At 49.0% G+C, this 17,823-nt stretch carries 15 protein-coding genes and 1 pseudogene; 13 read left to right on the top strand and 3 right to left on the bottom strand.

Annotation, left to right across the window (positions count from 1 at the left end):
* Positions 1 to 155: 155 nt before the first annotated feature.
* From OCT58_RS07760 to OCT58_RS10435, 4 genes and pseudogenes are all read left to right on the top strand, one after another.
* Positions 156 to 254, top strand: a pseudogene (locus tag OCT58_RS07760) (KxYKxGKxW signal peptide domain-containing protein); the annotation flags it as partial.
* Positions 228 to 1,379, top strand: a complete 1,152-nt coding sequence (locus OCT58_RS07755) for an NlpC/P60 family protein (RefSeq protein ID WP_306309876.1) — start codon at positions 228 to 230, stop codon at positions 1,377 to 1,379. The pseudogene OCT58_RS07760 and the gene OCT58_RS07755, both read left to right, overlap by 27 nt.
* A 28-nt stretch (positions 1,380 to 1,407) precedes the next feature.
* Positions 1,408 to 1,980, top strand: a complete 573-nt coding sequence (locus OCT58_RS07750; RefSeq protein WP_267202304.1) for a hypothetical protein — start codon at positions 1,408 to 1,410, stop codon at positions 1,978 to 1,980.
* Between the two features lie 154 nt (positions 1,981 to 2,134).
* Complete coding sequence (locus OCT58_RS10435; RefSeq protein WP_267202303.1) at positions 2,135 to 5,041, top strand: sulfatase-like hydrolase/transferase; 2,907 nt, start codon at positions 2,135 to 2,137, stop codon at positions 5,039 to 5,041.
* A 207-nt stretch (positions 5,042 to 5,248) separates the two neighbouring features.
* On the opposite strand, the gene OCT58_RS07740 is transcribed toward OCT58_RS10435, so the two are convergent.
* Positions 5,249 to 5,827 carry a hypothetical protein gene (locus tag OCT58_RS07740; protein WP_267202302.1) on the bottom strand — a complete coding sequence of 193 codons (579 nt, stop codon included), beginning with the start codon at positions 5,825 to 5,827 and terminating at the stop codon, positions 5,249 to 5,251.
* A 210-nt stretch (positions 5,828 to 6,037) separates the two neighbouring features.
* Between OCT58_RS07740 and OCT58_RS07735 the strand changes: the two genes are divergently transcribed.
* Positions 6,038 to 7,147, top strand: coding sequence for an AI-2E family transporter (locus OCT58_RS07735; protein WP_267202301.1), 1,110 nt, complete (start codon positions 6,038 to 6,040; stop codon positions 7,145 to 7,147).
* A gap of 75 nt (positions 7,148 to 7,222) precedes the next feature.
* On the opposite strand, the gene OCT58_RS07730 is transcribed toward OCT58_RS07735, so the two are convergent.
* Positions 7,223 to 7,939 carry a MucBP domain-containing protein gene (locus OCT58_RS07730; RefSeq protein WP_267202300.1) on the bottom strand — a complete coding sequence of 239 codons (717 nt, stop codon included), beginning with the start codon at positions 7,937 to 7,939 and terminating at the stop codon, positions 7,223 to 7,225.
* Between the two features lie 126 nt (positions 7,940 to 8,065).
* Here OCT58_RS07730 and OCT58_RS07725 point away from each other — a divergent pair, with 126 nt between their 5' ends.
* On the top strand, positions 8,066 to 8,662 hold the full coding sequence (locus tag OCT58_RS07725; protein ID WP_267202299.1) for an ECF transporter S component: 597 nt from the start codon (positions 8,066 to 8,068) through the stop codon (positions 8,660 to 8,662).
* 125 nt (positions 8,663 to 8,787) lie between these two features.
* Here OCT58_RS07725 and OCT58_RS07720 read toward each other — a convergent pair whose 3' ends face one another.
* The gene (locus OCT58_RS07720) at positions 8,788 to 11,007 is read right to left on the bottom strand and encodes an ATP-dependent Clp protease ATP-binding subunit (RefSeq protein ID WP_267202298.1); all 2,220 of its coding nucleotides are present in this window, start codon (positions 11,005 to 11,007) and stop codon (positions 8,788 to 8,790) included.
* A 265-nt stretch (positions 11,008 to 11,272) separates the two neighbouring features.
* Here OCT58_RS07720 and ykzS point away from each other — a divergent pair, with 265 nt between their 5' ends.
* The 7 genes from ykzS (at position 11,273) to OCT58_RS07685 (ending at position 17,406) form a co-directional block, all read left to right on the top strand.
* Positions 11,273 to 11,458: a protein YkzS gene (gene ykzS / locus OCT58_RS07715; RefSeq protein ID WP_267202297.1), complete on the top strand. Its 186-nt coding sequence runs from the start codon at positions 11,273 to 11,275 to the stop codon at positions 11,456 to 11,458.
* Positions 11,459 to 11,584: 126 nt separating this feature from the next.
* Positions 11,585 to 11,851 carry a phosphocarrier protein HPr gene (locus tag OCT58_RS07710; RefSeq protein WP_267202296.1) on the top strand — a complete coding sequence of 89 codons (267 nt, stop codon included), beginning with the start codon at positions 11,585 to 11,587 and terminating at the stop codon, positions 11,849 to 11,851.
* Positions 11,851 to 13,584, top strand: a complete 1,734-nt coding sequence (ptsP, locus tag OCT58_RS07705) for a phosphoenolpyruvate--protein phosphotransferase (protein ID WP_267202295.1) — start codon at positions 11,851 to 11,853, stop codon at positions 13,582 to 13,584. Before OCT58_RS07710 ends, ptsP begins: the two co-directional genes overlap by 1 nt.
* A 148-nt stretch (positions 13,585 to 13,732) precedes the next feature.
* The gene (locus OCT58_RS07700) at positions 13,733 to 14,938 is read left to right on the top strand and encodes a glycosyltransferase family 4 protein (RefSeq protein ID WP_267202294.1); all 1,206 of its coding nucleotides are present in this window, start codon (positions 13,733 to 13,735) and stop codon (positions 14,936 to 14,938) included.
* Between the two features lie 2 nt (positions 14,939 to 14,940).
* A complete protein-coding gene (locus OCT58_RS07695) occupies positions 14,941 to 15,975 on the top strand; it encodes a glycosyltransferase family 4 protein (protein ID WP_267202293.1) in 1,035 nt (344 codons plus the stop codon).
* Positions 15,968 to 16,981, top strand: a complete 1,014-nt coding sequence (locus OCT58_RS07690) for a lysylphosphatidylglycerol synthase transmembrane domain-containing protein (protein ID WP_267202292.1) — start codon at positions 15,968 to 15,970, stop codon at positions 16,979 to 16,981. Before OCT58_RS07695 ends, OCT58_RS07690 begins: the two co-directional genes overlap by 8 nt.
* Positions 16,982 to 17,157: 176 nt before the next feature.
* On the top strand, positions 17,158 to 17,406 hold the full coding sequence (locus OCT58_RS07685) for a DUF1797 family protein (protein WP_267202291.1): 249 nt from the start codon (positions 17,158 to 17,160) through the stop codon (positions 17,404 to 17,406).
* The last annotated feature ends 417 nt before the right edge of the window (positions 17,407 to 17,823 follow it).

Here is a 17,823-nt window from a genome sequence, read left to right as displayed (position 1 = left end):
AAGGATTGTTTTGATCGTTGTACTGGCTGTTAATTTTCTTTTTCGAATGAAAGCTCGCGAAGAATTAGTGTAATCATGAATATGACTAACTGTTTCATTGATAATTTGATCCAAAACATTTAAAATATTAGTAGGGTTTAACATTGTGAGAGAGTGTCAAGTTATATAAGAGTGGCAAGCAGTGGGTCAGCATGGCAATGGTTGCTTTGGCTTCCCTGACGCTCGGTATGACGATGGCAACTGCCGATGGTCAGGCGGATACAACCAACATCGATGCTGCGACGACGCAGATTAACCAAACAACTCAGACAACGACTGACAACCAGAACACGGCAACCCAGCTGACTGGCGAGATGAAGAATGCTGCGGCAACAAACGAAACCGCTACTCAATCAAACCAAACTGGTCTGGTGCAGCGTGATGGTGGCACTTACTATTACAAGGATGCCACGAACTACGCTACCAACACCTGGGAAAATGTCAACAACAGTTGGTACTACTTCGGTGACAATGGTGCTGCCAAGACCGGCTGGTACCAATCCAATTCTAACTGGTACCTCTTCAACGATGATGGTTCCGCTAAGACTGGCTGGTACAAGTCCGACGCCGGTAACTGGTACTACTTCGACCAAAACAATGCCTGGGCAGATACCGGTTGGCAAAAGATCAACAACAACTGGTACAATTTTGATACTACGAACGCCTGGGCTAATACTGGCTGGCAAAAGATCAACAATAACTGGTACTACTTCGATACTAACAATGCTTGGGCGGATACTGGTTGGCAGAAGATCAACAACAACTGGTATCACTTCGATGAAAACAACGCTTGGGCAAGCAAGGGTTGGTATAAGTCTGGCGCCGGTAATTGGTACTACTTTGACACCAACAATGCCTGGGCAGAGACTGGTTGGCAAAAGATCAACAACAACTGGTACTATTTCGACCCAACGAACGCCTGGATGGCCACCGGTGACCAGACGATCAACGGTCAAAGCTACCACTTCAACAGTGATGGTTCCTGGAGTGATGATCACAGTGCTGCCGTCAACAAGGCGCTGTCAGTACGGGGAACAGCCTACGTTTGGGGTGGTAATAAGCCATCGACTGGCTTTGACTGCTCTGGTTTAGTACAATGGGCTTATGGCCTGGGCAGCAACTACCGGACAACTTACCAACAACAGACGCTGGGTAAGCACCACTACGACGTTGCCAATGCTCCAAAGGGTGCCTTGTTGTTCTTCGGGAGCGACAGTGCTCCTTATCACGTTGCCATTTCTCTGGGGAACGGTGCTTATGTCCACGCCCCAGAACCGGGTGACGTTGTGAAGATCGGCTACACTAAGTACTACAACGCTAGTTATTACGTAACTCTGTAATGCCTTATTGAGGAGTGTTTAAATCTATATGTACAAAAAATTTGTGACTTTATTCGCTGCTGGTTCCATGGTTTTGACCCTTGCTGCATGTGGCAATTCAAGTTCGACGAAATCGACAAAGGATAACGAGGCGCGGTCGGCCAAGGTGGTTAAATCTTCGAATTCGACCAACAAAAAGAAAGCTCTTTCTGCTTCGACTAAGAACGAAAGCAAGAAGAGCACGAGCTCAAGTGCGCAGACGGCTTCTTCTTCTCAAGCGACGGCTAGCTCACAATCCAGTGCAAGTCAAACGAGCAGTTCTCAGAACACGCAGAGTCAATACAAAGTTGTGAAGACTGGCGACCATTCCAGCACGGTCACGGCGAAGAGCGATTCTACAACTCAGGCGCAGATGACAGCCACTGATGCCAAGAACATCGTTAAGGAACACCTGTTGAACAAGATCAACGAGGCCGGCGCCAATGGTCAAGCGCGGCCGGACGTTCCTTCAATGGATGAAATTGACGGCTACACCGCTACCCAGAATGGAACCAACGATTGGACGGTTAGCGGCAACGGTCATACCTACCATGTGACCGCAACTTCTGTAACCGAAGAGTAAATTGAACAAATCAGCCCGTTATTGTCAAAAATTGTTTTAGAATAAAAGGAAAACTAGTGATTATTTTCGGATAATCGCTAGTTTTTTTGGTTATGTCACAGGTTTGCAATATTTAAAGCTTATAATAGTTTTCAACGAAAGAGGTGTTTTTTCAGTGAAGCGAACAAGGAGGCAAATTACCTACCTGATTATTTTAGCTTGGGCGGGCTTCAGCCAGCTCTATTGGCGAATGAGTCCACAAATCGCTACTAATCGGGGCTGGGACTTCGCAACGGTGATCTATAACATCACCCGTGGGCTGACGATGATTGGCCCGGATATCCTAATGCTTGTGCTGGGTGCCTACCTTGCGCGACGGGTTGCGGATGCGAAGGCACTGCTGGTAAAAGTGTGGTTGAATACTCTGATTATCGGCAGCCTGCTTTGCCTAGTGGTCAGTCTGTTCAGTACCAGTGTAATGACGAAGGTATTCTACAATGCCGCTCTGCCAATTCTGCGTAATTCCTACCCACTGATCAGTGGACTCTTAATTGGGCTAGTGCTTGGCCGCATTAGTGATCACTTGGAACGACGCTGGCAAGCGGTGGTGGTGGGATTGATCCTGGCGCTAATAACTGCTTCGACGATTTTCACCCCGAGTATTTTTGGCTGGAAGGAACGAACTAGCAGCCTTTTTTATGCACTGGTTTTTCTCCTCGGTTGGTTAGAAAGCCGTCAGCACTTTTTGAAATGGCGGAAACGCTGGTGGGGGGTGCTGGTCGGTGGGGCTTTGCTCTTCAACACGGGCCTTCAGGTAGTGATGCCTTGGTTTAGCATTACCGGCACGACGATCACCCGTTATTCCACCCCGGTGAACATTCTCACGGTGATTATCGCAGCGGGGATTGTTAAGTTGCTGGGTGAACAGTCGCTAATGGCGATGCCGGTGCGCCTTACCTGGACGTTTTTGCCGCTAGTGGAGGCGAGTGCAACAACGACCGTTTGCGCTGAGCTGGCAAAATCACTTCACCAGTCCTCGGGATTATTAGCACTGCTGACCTTAGCAGTGCTGGCCCTCGCGATGGTGGTGGCGGCGCTTTGGCAGCTCTGGGTACGTTTGCCGTTGGTTGCCAGTTTTAACTGTCGGCTGCACCGTTTGAGTAGCAGTGCACTGCGGGATCAACTTGCCACTATCAAGCATTGGGTTCGCCGCTTGAGTCCGAATCTGCTTGCCTTTGGCTTGGCCTACCTGATTGCGGTGGCCTCGATGCTGATGATGAATGAGGGCTGGCGAATTTATGTTGATAATGTTACCTATAACACCCTTGCTTACGCCCTCGGGCAGCGGGAACTACTCTTATTGTTGACAGCCCTGATCATTTTTTCTGGAATTAAATTTTGCCAGGCGTTAACCAGGCGCTACTGGACCAGTCTCGCCATTGTGGTAATTTTCAATTTAATTTTCATGGTAGGGAGTCGCGTTAAGATCCAGGCCCGTGATGAACCAGTTCTACCAGCCGATCTCTCGGCCCTCAACGTTGAACTGATCAAGATGGTCAATGTGAAAACAATGCTGGCCGCGATCCTGGCAATCGTTTTGCTTGTGGCCCTGGTTGTCCTTGCCGAGAAAAAGTTATCGCTCCGGCTTGCTTGGTCCTGGCATCGCCGCTTGGCCTGGCTAGTGTTTTTGCCATTGTTCGTGGCAACCAGTTTTTTCTGGAATCAGCAGGGACCGTTGAATAACTTCCTAACTGCGATCGGCAACCAGCCGACTTTTTACAGTCAATTGGACGGCGCACGGAAAAACGGGCCGACGCTTCAATTCCTCAATAATGTTGATTGCGAGGTCATGAAAAAGCCAAGCGGCTACTCAGCGGCGACGATGAAACAAATTGTGCGGCGCTATCAAAAAGAGGCGATGCAGATTAATCGTCATCGAACCAACAAACTAGGCGACCAGACGGTAATCTTTAACCTGAGCGAGAGTTTTGCCAATCCACAGCGGGTACCAGGTGTGACCCTGACGAAGAACCCTATCCCTTACATTACGAGTCTCAAGAAAAAGGCGACTGGGGGCCTGATGCTTAGTTCCGGCTACGGTGGGGGAACGGCGAACATGGAATACATGACTCTGACCGGTCTCAGCCTCAGCAATTTCTTGCCAACGTTAGCGGTGCCTTATACCCAGCTGGTGACCCGCCTGACCAAGGAGCCGTCAGTGGTTGATAGCTTCCAACATGCGGTGGCTATTCACCCGTACCAGGGCGTTTTCTATAGTCGGATCGCGGTTTACAAGAAGTTTGGCTTTGACAAATTTCTCTACCTCGGTAGCAAGTACCCGATCAAGCACCAGCATAAGATTGATCGCAGCCCTTACCTGTCGGACAAGACGGCCTACGCCAACACGCTGGACCAGATCAATAATCACCAGGGCGGGCAGTTTATCAACCTGATCACGATGCAGAACCACTTGCCATTTGACCAGAATTATTACAATAATTTGTCTCAGTACCAGGCCCAAACCGTTTCCGGTGGGACGGATAAGAATTCCTTGAACGACTACATTACCGGAATTCATTACACCGACAACTATGTTAAACAGTTCATCAAGCAGATCGATAAGATTAACAAGCCGATCACCGTGGTCTTCTACGGCGATCACTTGCCAGGTATCTATGGCAACAGTATGGCGACCGATGGCTTGCAGCTTCACGAAACCGACTACTTTATCTATTCGAATCGTTATGCACGCAAGCACGGTGCCCGTAGCCTGAAGGACAAGAGCAAGATCGTTGATCCAAACGATTTCATGGCGATGGTTGCTAAGCAGACCAATTCACGGGTCAATTGGTATCAGGCACTGCTAACCCGCGTTTATGAACAGCTGCCGGCCGTTGTAGTGAACTTTAACCAGTCCAGCAGCGACCAGACGGTGGACCGCAACGAGTTCGTCAACCAGCGGGGGAAGGTTGTCAAGAAGAAGAACTTTACCAAGTCCCAGAAGCAGCTTTGGCATGACTACCAGCTGCTCCAGTACGACATCACTGCCGGTCACCACTATATTTTAAAATATTTGAAGTAAGCAAAAAGAGGCTGGGAATTAACCTAGCCTCTTTGCTGTTATATAGATTATAAATGCTACAGCGCGGTAGTTGGCTGCGACGCGAAGCTAGCCTGAACGTTGATAAATCAACGCCCAGGACGCCTAGCCAGCCTCGCGGGGGTGGGAAGACGAACTCGCAAGCGAGTTCTTTCCCACTCCCTTTTTGGGGATGCTATTGCTTAGTAATTAATTATTGTGACTAACAACGGCATTCTGTGGCAGGCTGCCGGACCAATCCTGGTAGTGGACCTGATCGCTGCCGGAGATGGTCTGCCGATCCATCCCATCACTGTCAACGTGGTGGGTAACTCCTGTATTGTCGGTCCAACTAGCGACGTCACCCAGGCCCAGTTGAATTTCTTGGTGGGCTTTTTGACTAGTGGCCTTGCTGGTTGCTGTTTGAGCTGCACTAGTGGTGGCCGTCTGGGCGGTGCTTTCGCTTGTCTTGTGAGTTGCTGCGGCCGTGACTTCCTTAGCACTAGCACTGCTTACGTTTGCCGCCTGGACGGTACTAGTAGCGGTCGTACTTTCGCTGTTAGTACTACTTGCATTTGTTGTTTGACTTGCGGACTTCTTGGTGGTTGCCTTATTATCCGCTTTGGTTGACTTGTCGGAATTCTTCTTGCTGCTCTGCTTGACAACCTTGGCACTGGTGGCTTCGCTTGCCTTGTGGGTCGTCGGCGCAGAACTAACGGCGCAACCACCGAGTCCCAATGCCAGCATGATTACCAACGAACTGTTTAAGATCTTCTTGTTAAGCTTCATAATAAATAGCACCCCTTCCGCAATGTTTTTAACATTGTTAGCTTTTTGATACATTAATTGTAACACGTTTGAAATATTAATGTAACTCAATAGAAAGATTTTGTTATTTTTTGTAAAATAAAACTTAGCCGTGGTTAATTTCCACCTATCAATTGGTGCTGATTTAGCTTATGATATGGAGAGACTCAATAAAGTTTAAGGATGAGAAAGATGTCTAATCGTCAATTTTACCGGCGGCTGTTTTGGCCGTTGCTGCTGCTGATTTTGGCCACGCTGATTTTTGTCTGTACCAAGATCCAGTTTATTTTCAAACCATTTCTAACCTTCATCTCGGTGGTCTTTGTGCCGCTGATCCTCTCGGGATTCTTGTATTACATGCTGAACCCGATCTTGAAATTAATGCTCAAAATCAAGATTCGTGGCCACCAGATCAACAAGGGTCTCGCCAGTCTCCTCTTGGTCGCGGCCCTAATCCTGATCATTGTCTGGGGCCTCTTCTTGCTGATCCCGCCCGTAATCAAGGAAATCAGCACGTTGGTTACGCATCTGCCGCAGACGGTCAGTGGGATCCAGCATTTGTTAAACAACACCATCCAGCATTCGTTTCTCAAGAGCGTTGACCTGACATCTTACTACCGGCAATTCGATCATCAGCTGGCCAAATACGCCCAGATGATTCTGAAGGGCCTCTCGTCGCGGGTCGGGGACATCATTGGGGCCGTCACCAACGTTACCGTGGTGACGATCACGGTGCCGGTGATGCTCTTCTACATGCTCAAGGACGGCTCGAAGCTGACCCCCAGCATTCAGAAGTGGTTATCGCCACACCACGCCAAGGAGGTGGGGCAGCTGCTGACCAAGATGAACGACACCCTGTCCTCCTACATCTCCGGTCAGGTGATCGAATGTCTCTTCGTCGGGATCTTTACCTCGATTGGCTACCTGATCATCAACCAGCCACTGGCCCTGGTGCTGGGGATCGCGGCCGGCCTTTGTAACATTATTCCCTACATTGGTCCTTATATTGGAATTGCGCCAGCACTCTTCGTTTCGCTGACGATGGCCCCAAATAAGATTATTCCAGTGATCATCGTCGTCCTAATCGTCCAGCAGATCGACGGCAACATCGTTTATCCGAATATCATCGGCCGGAGCCTAAAAATCCATCCGTTAACAATCATTTTGCTCCTGCTGGCGGCCGGGCATATCGCCGGGATCGGTGGCATGATCCTGTGCATTCCCGCCTATGCAGTCGTCAAGACGGTTGCCGAGTACTTCTTAGATATCTACCGGATTGAGCACCCAGTGAAGGAGGAATAATAAAAGATCGCTTAGCTTGGACTGCACTCTGTCAAGCAGACAGGGTGCAATCCATCAGTTAAGCGATCTTTTTAATCATTCTTCAGATGCAATTTTGACGTAATTGCCTGAGATGTAGCGATTAGGACCGATTTGGTACCAGGTAATTTCGTTATTGTCATTCAGTTTTCCAGTCAATGTGATTTCCTTGCCATCTTCAATCTTGTCGATGGCATTACCGTATGGCTGATCATAGATATCCACCGCTTTGCCGGGAATGTAGTCAACGCTTGCCGGGACATCGTGCAGCGGCAAGACGGTGAGACGCTTGGCCAGTCGAGAATCAATCTTTTCGTTTTTGCCGGTGAAGGGATCGTCGACCACGTGCATCTGGTCATACTTAATCCATTGGTTCGAACCAATTTCGTACCAAAATTCACCATTTTTAGTGGCTACCCGATGGAAGGCCTTGATAATGATGTCCGGCGGCAGGGGCTGGCCCACGGGCATGCCGTTGACGGTATCGTAAATAACCGTTTTGGCATCAAGCTTGAGAAACATTTCGATCGCCTGGACCTCACCCCAGTTTTTTTTACGATAAAACAGGCGGACGTTGCGTTGGTTCATGTCGAAAGTTCCCGTGGTCTGCCCCTCGGTCTTGACATAGCGGTAGTGTGGAAATTCCTTTTTAGCGACCTGGTAAGCCTGGCCGAGCCGCCCCCGCAGCAGCTGTGGGACTACCAGGTTAGCGCCGGAATCAATATCGATATAGTAGACCCAGATTGGGTTCCCGGTCTTAAATTGCTCAAACATAATTTCACCTCGTCAAATTGAATCTTTAACTTTTATTATACCGCTTTTCGGCAGTGAGAAAGAAGGGTGGTGAAAATTGTCTGAGACTGTTAAAATCGACTTATTCAAATAAACGGGGGAAACATTATGACACGCCACCAACGAATCCGGCGCAACGCCACGCGCGCCATCTTCATTGCAATCATCATCTTACAGGACTTTGTGCCGTTCTTTGGCAACATCCCGCTGGGTCCCTTGAGCATCACTACTCTGCACGTGACGGTCATTATTGCCGCAATTACCCTGGGGCCGGGGGAGGGGGCCATCATCGGTGGTGTCTGGGGACTCTTGACCTGGGTCCGGGCCTTCGTGGCGCCGTCCAGCCCGCTGGCGCCGCTGGTGTTTGTGAATCCCTTGGTTTCGGTCGTGCCGCGGATTATGATTGGCCTGGTTGCTGGCTGGCTTTTTCAACTGGTTAGCCGTTCTGCACATTCACAACGAGCAGCAGCAATCGTCGCGGCGATCGGTGGGACGATCACCAATACCGGTCTGGTCCTCGGGGCGGTGGCGCTCTTTTATCGGACCCCGGCAGTTGCCCACGCGTACGGTGTCAATGTTGACCACCTTCTGCCGGCCCTAGAAACCATTATGGCGACGAACGGGGTGGCAGAACTAACTTTGGCGGTGATCGTGGTTCCATTGGTGGCTTTGCCGGTACTGGAAGTGCGACGACGAATGCGGTAAAAGAAAGATTTACTCATGACTTAAGAAGTCGGGAATTTATAAGAGAAATACTGAAAATATATAAAAATGCACCTCAGATTTCAGCAATTTTGAAATCTGAGGTGCATTGATTTTATACAAGAAAATTACTTATCGCTATCAACGTTGGCATCCGCAGTCGCAACCGGTGCTGCCGCCACAACAGTGATATTGCCATCATCGTCGAGCTTGGCGGCCAGGTTCTTGACGTCGTTGTGGTCAAGAACGTAGTCGGCGATCCGGTCTTCAATCTGTTCTTGGATAACCCGCCGCAGTGGCCGGGCACCCATCTTTGGATTGTAGCCTAGGTCAACCAGTTTTTCGGCAACGTCATCCGGCACGGTGATGTGGAGACCACGGTCGCTGAGCATACTGTTGACGTCAGCGATCATCAGGCTGACGATCTTCATCAGGTCCGGCTTAGTCAGGGCGTTGAACTGAACGATGTCGTCAAATCGGTTCAAGAATTCTGGCTTGAAGTAGTTGGTCAGCTTATCAAGAATCGAGTGGGTGGAACCATTCGATTCAGCCCCAAAGCCGACGCTGGCTTCGGAGTCACCGGTTCCGGCATTGGAAGTCATGATGATGATCGTATCCTTGAAGGAAACGGTCCGGCCCTGGGAATCGGTCAGGCGTCCGTCATCCAGAATCTGCAGGAACATGTGCATAACGTCCGGGTGGGCTTTTTCAACTTCATCGAGCAGGATCAGGCTGTAAGGGTGACGCCGAACCTGTTCGGTCAGTTGACCAGCTTCCTCGTAGCCGACGTAACCAGGGGCAGCCCCGATCAGCTTGGAAGTCGAAGTCTTGTCCATGTATTCGGACATGTCGAACCGGATCATGGCATCCTTAGAACCAAAGAGCTGTTTAGCCAACTGCTTGGCCGTTTCGGTCTTCCCGACACCGGTAGGTCCAACGAAGAGGAAGGAACCAATCGGCCGGCCAGACTTGTTGAGGCCAATCCGGTTTCGCCGGATGGCCCGGGCAATCTTGTCGACGGCCTCATTTTGGCCAATGACGTGCTGCTCCAGCTTCTTGTCAAGGTCCCGCAGCTGGTTTTCTTCTTGCTTTTGCAAGTCACCAACGGGGATGTTGGTCTTCTCTTCGACGATCTTTTGCATGTCCTGGACGGTGACCGTCGCGGTGTCCTCGGTGTGGTTTTCTTCTGCGGCCTTCTTAGCCTTTTCCAGCTTGGAAACCTGGTCACGGTAGAAGGCGGCCTTTTCGTAGTCCTGGTTGTCTGCGGCTTGTTGCTTGTGAGCTTCTGCCGTGTGAATTTCATTTTCAATCGTGTTCGGGTCGGCCGTCTTCAGGGTCAGATTCTTACGTGAACCGGCCTCATCCAGTAGATCGATCGCCTTGTCCGGCAGGAACCGGTCCTGAATGTAGCGGTCGGATAATTTAGCAGCAGCCACCACCGCATCGTCGGTGTACTTAACGTGGTGGTAGTCCTGGTAGCGGCCCTTGATCCCGTTCAAGATCTTGATGGTTTCCTCGACGGATGGTTCGTTGACCTCGACCGGTTGGAACCGCCGGGCAAGGGCGGCATCCTTTTCGATCTTCCGGTATTCATTTAAAGTCGTCGCACCGAGCAGTTGGAAATCACCCCGGGCCAGCGCTGGCTTCAAGACGTTGCCGGCGTCCATGCCACCCTCGGCATTCCCAGCACCCATGATTTCATGAATTTCGTCGATGAAGAGGATGATGTTCTTATTCTTGCGAACTTCTTCCATTAATTGTTGCATCCGCTGTTCGAATTGGCCTCGAATCCCGGTTCCTTGAACCAGGGAAACCACGTCGAGTCGGATGATTTCCTTGTTCGCTAGCTTTTCTGGAACTTCACCGGAAACGATCGCCTGGGCTAGGCCTTCAACCACGGCGGTCTTCCCGACACCGGCTTCACCGATCAGGACTGGGTTATTCTTGGTCCGCCGGTTGAGAATCTCAATGACCCGCTTGATTTCCTTATCACGGCCGATCACCGGGTCAATCTTACCTTGGCGCGCCATGTCGGTCAGGTTAATTCCGTACTGACCGAGGACGCCTTTGCCGCCACGGCGACCACCCTGGCGCTGACCCTGGGCACCACTAGCCTGACCATTTGAGCCGGCCGGCTGACCTTGCATATTGCCCATGGCATTCATGAAGTCTTCCAGGCTTCCGAAGTTGAAGTTGTTCATTCCGTTACCCCCATTCATCATGTTGGTTTGTAAGTCTTGTAATTTTTGATAGCAATTTTGGCAGAGGTCAATTTGCACCCGCTGACCGTTGAAATTCATCTGCAGGTGAATTGTTGCGGGGTTTTGATGACAATTTTGACAGAGCATCGAATAAAATACCTCCTTGATAGTATCTCTGAAAGGTCAATTAAAAGTTTGACCTTTCTTGACCATGACTACATTATACTTACTTTTTATCGTAGTGCAAGCCAAAAGACTCTTTTTAAGAAAATCGCAAAGCCTTGCCGCCCTAAGTAGATCATCAATGGTCAAAGTCTCCACTACAGATTTTAGCACTCTTTGGTAAAGAATGCTAAAATAGGTGGCGGAAAGTTCACATTAATATATAGAAAGAAACCAATGAGGTGATTTGATGGCAGAGAAGAATTTTCAACAGGAACTCGACGATTTGCGAAATGGCAAGATTGACCAGTTTGTGATCACTCCCGAAGACTTTCAGGCCTTTCAACGGGTCTACCACGCTTATCCGTATCGAACCCAGATTGAGGGGAAGGCCAATATCGGGGGTAAAATTGTTTATCACCTACGTCAGGATTGATTGTTGACAAAAGCGCCGGCTGATCTTGTATTTAACGCTTACAATTGCTAAAATAAACATATCGAGGTGTATCAGCGGTATGGCCACTGATAATTATTATATCTGCTCGAAGGAGACTGATTAAGTATGGAAAAACGCGATTTTACGATTATTGCTGAAACTGGTATTCATGCTCGTCCTGCCACTATCCTGGTTCAGACCGCATCTAAGTACGGCTCCGATGTTACTCTGTCATACGAAGGCAAGAGTGTTAACCTGAAGTCCATCATGGGTGTTATGTCCTTAGGTGTTGGCCAAAACGCCGAAGTTACCATCACTGCCAACGGTGACGACGAAAAGGAAGCACTGGACGCCGTTGCTGAAACGATGAAGAAGGAAGGATTGACTGACTAATGTCACTGCTGCTAACTGGGTTGGCGGCGAGCAGTGGAATTGCCATTGCGCCAGCCTACCTATTAGTAGGGTCAGATCTATCCATTAAGAAACAGCATACAGCTGACAAGAATCATGAGGTCGCCCGGCTTCGTGATTCTTTTACGTTAACGACGAAGGAACTCAAACGGATTCGGCAGCGGGCCCACCAGAATCTGGGCCAACAGGCGGCTGCGGTCGTTGACACCCAGCTGGAAATATTAAACGATCCCGTCCTTTTGGAAAATCTTGAACGCCTGATTAGAGGAAATGCCTACACGGCCGAATGGGCGGCCAAAGTCACGACGGATCATTATCTGACCCTCTTTGAACACATGAATGATAATGACTATCTTCAATCCCGGGCGTTGGCAGTGCAGGACGTTTATAAACGCCTGTTGAGCCATCTGATGGGGGTACGACTCCCTGACCCGAATTCCCTGGATCACCGGGCAATTATTGTTGCTAAAAACGTAACTCCCACCGACACGGCTCAGTTTGACCGCCGATATGTGGCCGGTTTAGTGACCGACTATGGCGGACGGACGTCTCACTTTTCCATTATGTCCAAGACCTTGTCACTGCCGGTAGTCGTTGGCACGCATAATGCGACGAGCCAGATTAAGGATGGCGATTTGCTGATCGTTGACGGCATTCACGGCAAGGTAATCGTTCGACCAACCGATCAGCAACTGGAACACTACCAATTGCTGGCAGGGGAATTTGCCCGGGAACAGCAGGTCTGGGGGGCCTTGCGTGACCAGCATACCGTCAGCAAGGATGGCCGCAAGTACGAGGTTGGGGCTAACGTGGGAACCCTCAATGACATTAAGTATGCGCACGACAACGGCGCCGAGGGGATCGGTCTCTTGCGGACAGAGTTTCTCTATATGGACCAGACCAAATTGCCGAGTGAGGACGAACAGTTTCATGTCTACAAAAAATTCGTTACGGCGATGGGCGAACAACGGGTAGTGGCCCGGACCTTAGATATTGGTGGTGACAAGCGTCTGGGGATGTTTAAGCTGCCGCACGAGGACAATCCCTACCTGGGCTTTCGAGCGATCCGTATTGGCTTAGCTAAACCAGAAATTTTACGCCCCCAGCTGCGAGCGTTGCTACGCGCATCAGCCTATGGCGGGCTGGCAATTATGTTCCCAATGATTGCCACGCCGGAAGAATTTACCCAGGCCCGCGATATTCTGGATGATGAACGTCGGAAGCTTGGCCGAGCTGGAGTTGCAGTGGCCGATAGCGTTGAGGTCGGGATGATGCTGGAAGTACCATCGGCAGCTGTAATGGCGGATGCCTTCGCCCCTGACGTTGACTTTTTCAGCATTGGCAGCAACGACTTGATCCAGTACCTCTTTGCGGCTGATCGGGGCAACTCCCGGGTGGCTTATCTTTATCAGGAACTGCACCCGGCCGTTTTGCGGCTGGTTAAACGGGTGATTGATGCCGCCCACGCGGAAGGCAAGTGGGTCGGTATGTGTGGCGAGATGGCCGGCAATCCGTTAGCCACGCCGCTGTTAACGGCGATGGGGTTGGACGAGTTCTCAATGAACAGCAGCCAAATTTTACGAATTCGCTCCTTAATTAGCCACCTCAATAACCGCCAGTTGCAGCCCCTGGTGCACCGGGCCCTGGCTGCCCGTAGCGCTCGCGAAGTTGAGATGTTGGTCAAGGAATACGTACCAATTTTACGCAAGGAATAGACGTGATCTTCAAGCAGAAGGTTACGTCTTTTTTAATTTCTTGGTGGAAAACTTGTCACTATCGTCAATTGATCATAAAATGGTATGAAATGTCATTTTCTAGTATAATTGGCCTAAACAAAATACGTTATAGTGAGGAGCAATCAGTTTGAATATCGGTCTTTTTACAGATACATATTTTCCGCAGGTTAGTGGGGTCGCTACCTCAATTAAAACCCTTCGTGACGAACTGATTGCCCAGGGGCACCATGTCTACATCTTTACCACAACGGACCCACAAGCCAAGCACGATGACGTGGAAGCGGGAATCTACCGTTTTCCGAGCATTCCCTTTGTTTCCTTTACGGAACGACGGATTGCCATCCGGGGCGCCTTCCGGGCGGTAAAGCTTGCCAAAAAGTTCAAACTGGACATTGTTCATAATCAGACCGAATTTGCCCTGGGGATGATGGGCAAGTTGGTAGCACGTGAACTCGACATTCCCTGCCTGCATACCTATCACACGATGTACCAGGACTACTTGCACTATATTGCCAACGGCCACATCGTCAAGCCGCACAATGTTGCAACCTTCGTTCATCTTTATATGAAGAGTATCGATGGAGTGATCGCCCCCAGTGAACGGGTCCTGGACACCCTTAAGAGTTACCAGGTCACCAGACCAATTCGGGTGATTCCGACAGGGATTAACCTGCGCGTTTACCAGCAGCAGGATTCGGCCGCCCAGCGCCGAAAGCTCCGCGCTAAGTACGGCTATCAGAACGACACGCCAATCCTTTTGTCATTGAGCCGCCTGGCCTATGAGAAGAATATTCACGCCCTGATTGCGGCCATGCCGGACATCATCGCCCAAAAGCCCCAGGCGCAGTTATTGATCGTGGGGGATGGGCCCGCCCGTGAAACCCTAGAGCGACAGGTTCGCCAGCTGCAACTGACGGATCATATTCAGTTTGCCGGACAAATTGATAATGATGAAGTTTACCACTATTACCAGATGGCGGATGTCTTTGTTTCGGCTTCTGACTCGGAATCGCAGGGGCTAACTTATGATGAAGCCCTGGCGTCTGACTTGCCAATTGTGGTAATGCGAAGTGAGTACACGGATGAATTAATTGATGATCCGGCCATTGGGGTCAGCTTTCAAAAGCAAGAGGATTTGGTCCGGGGTGTGATCCACTACCTAGATCACCGGGAGAACCCGGAATCCCATGCTAAGCGACAAGCTAAGTTGCACGCTATTTCAGCGGAAGTTTTCGCTCAGAAGGTAGTGCGCTTTTATGATGATTGTCAAATTGCCATGGCCGAGCGCCAGGAAGCAGAACCCAAACACCGGTTATTTCGGCGGAGGAATTAATCATGCTTAAAATTACCATGTTTTCATCTGCAGACAAGGTGGCTGGCCAGGGGGTTGGCAGCGCCTATCGTGAACTGATTGATTTAATGCAGAATAATTTTCAAGACGAATTTGATATTGCCATCAACCGTTACCGGACCAGTGACATCAGCCACTACCATACGATCGATCTGGCCTTTTATCTTTCTACTTTTTCAAAGAAACGGGGCCGCAAGATTGGCTATGTCCATTTTTTGCCGGAAACACTCGAAGGCAGCTTAAAGATTCCCCAACCATTTCGGGGGATTTTTTATCGTTACGTGATTGCTTTTTACAAACGGATGGATCACCTAGTGGTGGTGAATCCCTCCTTTATTGATAAGCTAGCAGATTATGGAATTCCGAAAGAAAAGGTCACCTATATCCCCAATTTTGTTGATAGCGATCGGTTCCACCCGGTGACAGCAGCCAAAAAGGCCCAGCTGCGGGATAAGTTTAGTCTGCCCCAGAACCGCTTTATTGTACTCGGCAGCGGTCAGATTCAGGAACGAAAAGGGGTTCCTGATTTTATCCGTTTAGCCAAGCAAAATGAAGATGTGCAGTTTGTCTGGGCTGGGGGTTTTTCATTTGGCCGACTGACAGATGGCTATCACGAACTAAAACAGGTGGTGGACGATCCACCGAAAAATTTGCGCTTCACTGGAATTGTCTCCAGAGCCGAAATTGCCGAGCTCAACAACGCGGCGGACCTTTTTCTTTTGCCATCGTATAATGAACTATTTCCAATGTCGGTATTAGAGGCCTTTAGCTGTGGCACTCCGGTGATGTTGCGGGACCTCGACTTATACCATTCCATTATTGCGGGAGACTACGAACCAGCTAGCGACGTTTCTGAGATGCAGATGAAGCTGACTTTTTTGCGTAATGACCCAGCACGCTTGGCTCACTGGCGGCACCAGGCCCACCTGGTAGCCCAACGCTATTCTAAGGAGCATCTCGCCAAGGTTTGGTATGATTTTTATCGTCAGCAAGCGCGGGAGGGACAAACTCGTGAATAGGCGAAACTGGTTAGTATTAATTGCGATGCTATTAGTTGGCGTCGGTATCATAGCTTACTCGCTGCGGACCGTGAATCTCCATTTACTGATGAACCAGATCAATACTCTGAATTGGGGTTGGATGCTGGTGGCAGTTTTGTGTATCTGTCTTTATCTCGGCTTGGAAGGGGTCGTCGTTAAAATCTTTATGAATGAGCGGCACCGCGACTTTTCTTGGAAAGATGCCCTGCGTCTGCCGCCGATTGAGCAGCTCTTTAACGGAATTACACCCTTTTCGACTGGTGGTCAACCGGCACAATTGGTGGCAATGCTCCAGTCGGGAGTTGATGGGGGGCGGGCTAGCTCGGTTCTTTTGATGAAATTTGTGGTTTTCCAGGCCATGATCGTGATCAACTTTTTAACTAGTCTTTTGATCGGTTTTCGTTTTATTGCAGCCCGTTTGCATGCATTGTCGTTGCTAGTGATTTTGGGCTTCTTGATTCACCTGAGCGTGATTGTCGGCCTTTTGCTTGTGATGTATTGGTATAATTTCACCAAGAAGGCTATGAATATCCTGATTCGGCCGGTCGCAATTTTTGTGAAGCCCGAACGCTACGAGAAGATGAAAACACGTTTGAATGAGATGGTGGACTCCTTTTACCAAGAGAGCCTGAAGATGAAAAAGCAGTACAAGATGATGGGGAAGGTTTGCGTGGTGACGCTCTTTCAGTTGCTGTTTTACTACCTGATCCCGTACTTTATTTTGCTGGCCCTGGGAGTTCATCATCTGAACATTGTGATGGTAGTTAGTCTTCATGTCTTAATCTTTATGATCATCTCATTGTTCCCAATTCCAGGTGGTGCTGGTGGGGCAGAGTACAGTTTCTCGGTCCTCTTTGCAAGTTTTGTTCACTCGAATACGAAGTTGGTCTTGGCAATGATTCTTTGGCGGTTGATTACCTACTACTTTGGAATGATTGCGGGAATGGTGGCCCTGGTTGTCAAACCGGATAAAGTCCATGGATGAAAATTAGATGGGGATGAATTTGGCTTCTTTACTATTTCGTAGTTAGCACGGTGAAACAGTTGTTAGAATGGTGAGACAAACTCGCAAGTGAGTTCTGGCTCACCGCTTTTTTGTTTACAGTAAGTTCGGACAATAGTAATCTAGAATGGTGGCTTTTAAGGAAAGGAGGGCTTAAGATGGCAGATTCACAGTTGATGCAGATTATTCGTCGGTTAACAGCGATACAATTTGATCATACTGGGAACCGTCAGCGCCGGACCTTTGAAGTCTTCGGCATTCCGGTTTGTGAGGTTACCTATGTTCAAGATCGAGATGAGTACATTTTCGTCCGCTTTCGACCACGGGAGCGCTTCCGCTTTGATAATATTGATTTAGTCGCAGTTGAAGTTTTCAATTGTTTATACGATTTTGAAAATACTTTTTAGATGTTGCAAAAAAGTGTTGACGAGAACGGAAATGGTTGGTATATTAGTACATGCTGTTGCGGGGATGCAGTTAATTTGCTTCTTCAAAATAGTTGTTGACAGATCTTAAATGATTTGTTATTATAATAAAGTTGTCTCGTGAGTTTATTGAAACGAACAGTTAGAAAGAAGTTAAAATTTCTTCTTGACAAAGCTGCTGATGAGATGATATAATTAGTTTGTTGACTTTGCGTTAACAAACTTGGTAGACCTTTGAAAACTGAACAAAGTTTCGACGAATCAAATGTGTAGGGTCTTCAATCACTTCGGTGATTTGAAGCAAAACATTTGCGAAGTCAATTCGCTTAATAACTTTTAATTTGAGAGCTATCTCAAATTCTTATATTTTATATGAGAGTTTGATCCTGGCTCAGGATG

This window comes from Limosilactobacillus kribbianus (assembly GCF_026413145.1).
Taxonomy (GTDB): domain Bacteria; phylum Bacillota; class Bacilli; order Lactobacillales; family Lactobacillaceae; genus Limosilactobacillus; species Limosilactobacillus kribbianus.
This window is presented reverse-complemented; position numbering and strand designations above follow the sequence as displayed.